Source organism: Gammaproteobacteria bacterium (assembly GCA_003696665.1).
Taxonomy (GTDB): Bacteria; Pseudomonadota; Gammaproteobacteria; order Enterobacterales.
Map to the genome: position 1 here is coordinate 1 of RFGJ01000020.1, position 4783 is coordinate 4783.

7 protein-coding genes are annotated in these 4783 nt (G+C 49.5%); all 7 read right to left on the reverse strand.

The features are described from left to right. The coding region (locus D6694_00465) for a sodium:alanine symporter family protein (GenBank protein RMH48425.1) at nucleotides 1-446 on the reverse strand (446 nt) is incomplete at its 3' end. A 71-nt stretch (nucleotides 447-517) separates the two neighbouring features. Beyond that, nucleotides 518-853: a pentapeptide repeat-containing protein gene (locus D6694_00470; GenBank protein RMH48426.1), complete on the reverse strand. Its 336-nt coding sequence runs from the start codon at nucleotides 851-853 to the stop codon at nucleotides 518-520. Nucleotides 854-922: 69 nt separating this feature from the next. Next, a complete protein-coding gene (locus tag D6694_00475; protein RMH48427.1) occupies nucleotides 923-1969 on the reverse strand; it encodes a DNA polymerase IV in 1047 nt (348 codons plus the stop codon). Continuing rightward, nucleotides 1966-3309 (reverse strand): GHKL domain-containing protein, encoded by a 1344-nt coding sequence (locus D6694_00480; protein RMH48428.1) that lies wholly within the window; start codon nucleotides 3307-3309, stop codon nucleotides 1966-1968. The genes D6694_00475 and D6694_00480 overlap by 4 nt, the downstream gene beginning before the upstream one ends. Further along, the gene (locus D6694_00485) at nucleotides 3306-3983 is read right to left on the reverse strand and encodes a DNA-binding response regulator (protein RMH48429.1); all 678 of its coding nucleotides are present in this window, start codon (nucleotides 3981-3983) and stop codon (nucleotides 3306-3308) included. Before D6694_00485 ends, D6694_00480 begins: the two co-directional genes overlap by 4 nt. Before the next feature lie 14 nt (nucleotides 3984-3997). Then, nucleotides 3998-4261, reverse strand: coding sequence for a hypothetical protein (locus tag D6694_00490; protein RMH48430.1), 264 nt, complete (start codon nucleotides 4259-4261; stop codon nucleotides 3998-4000). Between the two features lie 158 nt (nucleotides 4262-4419). Continuing rightward, complete coding sequence (locus tag D6694_00495) at nucleotides 4420-4773, reverse strand: hypothetical protein (GenBank protein RMH48431.1); 354 nt, start codon at nucleotides 4771-4773, stop codon at nucleotides 4420-4422. Nucleotides 4774-4783 lie beyond the last annotated feature (10 nt).

The following is a 4783-nucleotide window of genomic DNA, read 5'->3' on the forward strand; positions in this document are numbered from 1 at the left end:
GCCAACCATTTCATGCCGAGTGCGCGTTCCATATAATACATGGGGCCACCGGCAACCGTCCCATCTTCTAAAATCACCCGATATTTATGCGACAAGGTGACTTCCACGAATTTGGTGGTCATACCGAAAAATGCCGTCGCCCACATCCAAAACAGCGCGGCCGGACCACCAACGGCAACGGCAAGCCCCACACCACCGATATTACCAGTCCCAACTGTCCCGGACAGCGCGGTGGTCAATGCCCCAAAGTGGGAGGTATCTCCTTGGTCCGTGTCCTTGTCATACTTGCCGCGCGTGATGCGTATGGCATGTTTGAAATAGCGAATTTGCGGAAACCCAAGATAGAGCGTGTAGAACAGGCCGACACCAAGCAACAGATACGGAAAATACGGTGCCGAACCGAGATAACCATCCAACCAAATTAGAAACTCATTGAACGTAGCCAAACCTTGCCTCCCCCTGATTTATGGTCTTGTCGGGGGCTAGGATACCGATTCTGTACCTTCAGGAAAAGTCCTCAGGACAATAACCGGACACGTGTCCCATGAACCACACTCATTGTGATTTCTTCTGGAGATAAGTTAGTAGGAAAGTAGCATCCTGAAATCTGCGCGCCATGAAAGCTGGCTCCTTCCAGATTTGTCTTACGAAAGTCAATACCACGCAAATCGCAATTACGAAAATAGCAGCCGGACAAGTCAAGTCCTTCTGCTTTCAGTCCTTTCAAATCACAGTTGCGAAAATCACAGTTTGTCAAATCCGGCACAGCGCCATTCTTCACCGCATCATTAAACTCACTCACACGACCATCACGCAGCATCTGATAAAGCGGTTCGTTTGGAATCCGGAGCATTGTCGATGACTCCTTGAACGTTCTGACCTTTCACAAGTATAGACGAAAAAATCATGCTTCCTCCGGCAGCTAGCAAATTCTCCCGCCCGCGGCTTTGGCAAAAATAACACCAACACCGATTAGACGTACTGCCTCCCCACATTCATTAAACAGTTGCTTCGCCATTGACATCACAACATCAAGTGAGAATTGTTCCGTCCGACACATCTTCTGACGGGTTTCGAAATGAGCGCTTCGCATGCGAATCACAACCTGATAAACCTGATCCAGTCGGTCGGCGCGCGCGATATCCACCAATAACTCACCTGCCATGCGCTGGAGTTCCGCTTCTACCATTGACCACGTCGTCAGATCCATTGGAAAAGTCTGCTCATGGCTCATTTGTTTACGCTCTCTGTGCGCATGCACTGGACGATCGTCCATGCCGTGCGCCTGTTTGTAGAGTGACACTCCCATTTTGCCAAATCTTTGTGTCAATTCATGGAGCGGCAAACGCCTTAATTCACCTGCGGTAAATATGCCGAGCTGGTGCAGTTTTTCACGCAGTACGGGCCCCACGCCACGCAGCCGTTCGATAGGCAACAATTCCACAAAACCACTCACTTCTTGCGGTGGTACAGTAAATTGCCCATTCGGTTTACACCAGTCACTCGCCAGCTTAGCAATCAGCTTGTTTGGGCCCACACCCGCACTCGCGGTTAAACGCCTCTCCCTCCAAATCAGATAGCGGATCTGGTAAGCAATATGCGTCGCTGAGCCACCACAATGCCGAGCACCGGTCACGTCCAAATAGGCTTCATCTAAACTGACCGGTTCCACAAGTTCCGTAAACCGACGAAATATCGATCGTATGGCGAGACTTTCTTCACGATATTTACTCATATCAGGCGAAATCACGCATAGGCTCGGACAAAGACGGCGTGCGTGCGCGACTGGCATGGCTGAACGCACCCCGTAGCGGCGTGCTGCATAATTACATGTCGCCACAACGCCCCTTCCATCAAGTCCCCCTACTGCTATCGGTATTGATGATGGAAGATCACGATCTCGCATTTCTATGGCTGCGAAAAAACAATCCATATCGATGTGGATGATTTTTCGCACCTGTTTGCTCATGCTTGAAGTGTCACGGTGACCTTGGCACCGCCTAACGGCGAGCGCGCCACTTCGATTTTCCCTTCATAGGCTTGCACAATATTGGCTGCGATGGAAAGGCCAAGGCCATGTCCAGCCATTTTCTCGTCCAGACGGCGGCCACGCTCAAAAACGCTTTGTTTGACTCTGTCTGGGATACCCGAACCATCGTCCTCGATTGTCACAACTGGTGACGTGTCCTTCATCGTCAGAGCAATCAAAACGGCACCGCGACAATATTTGAACGCATTATCGATAAGGTTACCAAACAGCTCCAGCATGTCACCCTCATGGCCACGCAATGTCCCCTCATCTGCCGACTCAAACTCGACGGTCACACCTTTATCCGCATAAACCTTGTTCATGGCCTCGAGCAAGTTCTGGATCACTGTCCGTAAGCTCACTTTTTGTTGGGTACTACCACGTCCCACAGCTCTCGCCCGATTTAAATAGTACTGCACCAACTGATCAGCGCGCGACACAGCATCTCGAATACAAGCGGCATCAGGCCTATCCGAGTTGGCTTCATTGGCAATCATGGTCAGCGGCGTTTTTAGACTATGCGCCAGATCTCCGACGCTATTTTGGAATCTCTGCCGCTGCGCCTCCTCAAATGACAACAATCGATTGATGCGTGCGACCAAACCCGCTAGCTCGATCGGCAATCCCTCATCAAGGCGCGCCCGTTGGCCAAGCTCAATTGCCTGTAATTCCGCCTGTACTTGAGCTAATGGTTTGAGCATACGTCGAAAAACGACAAATTGTCCGAACAGTATGACCACACCTAACAATGCCAGAGAGATGAATAAACGCCAACGAAACGACGTCAACGCCACCGCAAAATCTTGATAGTTTTCAGCGACAACGAAAAGATAATTGTCATCGCGCCCGTTGACTTCCCAAGCCACACGATAGGTATGTTCAATCACCTCAACAGCATCAATATATGAAATTCTGGTTAGGGAATCACCTTGGCGAACTTTGGACGGTGGCGGCCATGTGCGTCCCACGGCACTTTCACTACGCCAGACCTCCGAACCATCTGGACGCAAGACGCGGGCATAGCGCCCACCGCCCCAGTGATTGAACCGCTCATCAGCAATATAGCGCGGCAAAATCAGTTGTCCCTGTGAATCAAGATCGGCCACCGCCATAAGTGTGTATATCTGCGCTTCCAATTGCTGTTTTGTGCGTTCCCACAGCGCATGATAGAAAGCGCGTTCCAATACGAAAGCCGTCAACACAATAAACAGGGTAGAAATCAGCAAACTGGTCTGAATCAGCGTACTACGAAGACTCTGCCGGTTTGCTTGATGTCTCATGTCACTGGAATTCGCCACCGATAACCTCTTCCACGAAGCGTTTCGATTGGCTTGCGCGTCCCATCTGGATCAATTTTCTTACGCAAACGGCCAACAAACACCTCGATGACATTACTGTCGCGTTCGAAATCTTGTTCGTACAAATGTTCCGTCAATTCGGTTTTGGATATGACCTTATTAGGATGCATCAAGAGATAGCGCAATACGCGGTATTCATACGCGGTCAAATCAAGCTCTTTGTCATGAAGAAACGCCAATTGACGCTGCGTATCCAGCTTAATCGGCCCTGACACCAGTGTGGCTTCCGAAAAACCTTTCGAGCGTCTCAGTAAGGCATTGACACGCGCTTTCAGCTCTTCCGGATGAAATGGCTTGACCAAATAATCATCTGCGCCAGCAGCAAGCCCTTCCACTTTGTCCTGCCAATGATCTCTGGCCGTCAATATCAATATGGGAAAATCATGTTTTTTTGCACGCCATTCCCGAATCACCTGGACGCCTGAAATATCGGGCAACCCAAGATCAACAATCGCCACGTCCAACTCAAGCTCATCCCCGTAAAATAATGCGTCTGTGCCACAATCACACACCTCAACCGCATAACCTGCTTGGCGCAACAAGTCATGTACCTGAGCGCTGAGCAATGGCTCATCTTCCACCAAAAGGACACGCATCCGTCACATCTCCTTTACGACTTCCGTAACTTACCACCATCAATGGTCACGACACGAACTCGACCGTCTTTTGTTAAAATTTTAACGTGATAAATCACACGTCCTGATCGAACTTGTTTGCTCACAGACAACACTCGTCCTGGCACTTTTTTTTGCGCCAGCTGTACCGCTTGCTGCGCTGAAATCGCCGACAACGGTAACAACGTTGGTGTGGCATCGGCAGGCACACTCACATAGGCCATCAATAGAAACCAACAGGCTATCGTCAAAATTCGCATTCACACATCTCGAATAAGGCAATGGCACTTCGTGCCTACAAGTGTACACTGCTTTTGAAGTCCGCGGATAGCCATCTTAAAGCAATCGATGTGAATCTTCGCTGAATCGCGAGTGATGTCTCTCCAATACCCCCGAAGTGTGCGGAAGTTGCACCCTACTAGGTTGATTGTGACGTGTCTTTGGCCAAGAGTAATTGAAACCTCACCTCAAACTGATCAGTGCGTTCGTTTTGAAGCCAAGACTGGCCCCCATGATGTTCCACAATGCGTTGAAAAATCTCAAAACAGGATTTCCAATTGGAGCTTGATCGCGCTTGCATCAAATCAATGTCCCCAAAAAACTTTAACGCACATGTCGCTTTGGTATCTGAGCTTTGCAAAATGCTGAACTCAATACAAATTTTTCCGTTATTTCGAAGCGATAAGTCAAGACACCAGTCGATCAACGCATCAAAACCGCGCCCCAATAGTTTGGCGTCAGCCCACACAACACATTTGATATTTTCTGCCACTGAAAGATCC

Excerpts from the sequence above, each read along its gene's own strand:
- D6694_00480 (RMH48428.1), bottom strand. The coding sequence starts at position 3,309 with ATGAGACATCAAGCAAACCGGCAGAGTCTTCGTAGTACGCTGATTCAG.
- D6694_00470 (RMH48426.1), bottom strand. The coding sequence starts at position 853 with ATGCTCCGGATTCCAAACGAACCGCTTTATCAGATGCTGCGTGATGGT.
- D6694_00475 (RMH48427.1), bottom strand. The coding sequence starts at position 1,969 with ATGAGCAAACAGGTGCGAAAAATCATCCACATCGATATGGATTGTTTT.
- D6694_00490 (RMH48430.1), bottom strand. The coding sequence starts at position 4,261 with ATGCGAATTTTGACGATAGCCTGTTGGTTTCTATTGATGGCCTATGTG.
- D6694_00485 (RMH48429.1), bottom strand. The coding sequence starts at position 3,983 with ATGCGTGTCCTTTTGGTGGAAGATGAGCCATTGCTCAGCGCTCAGGTA.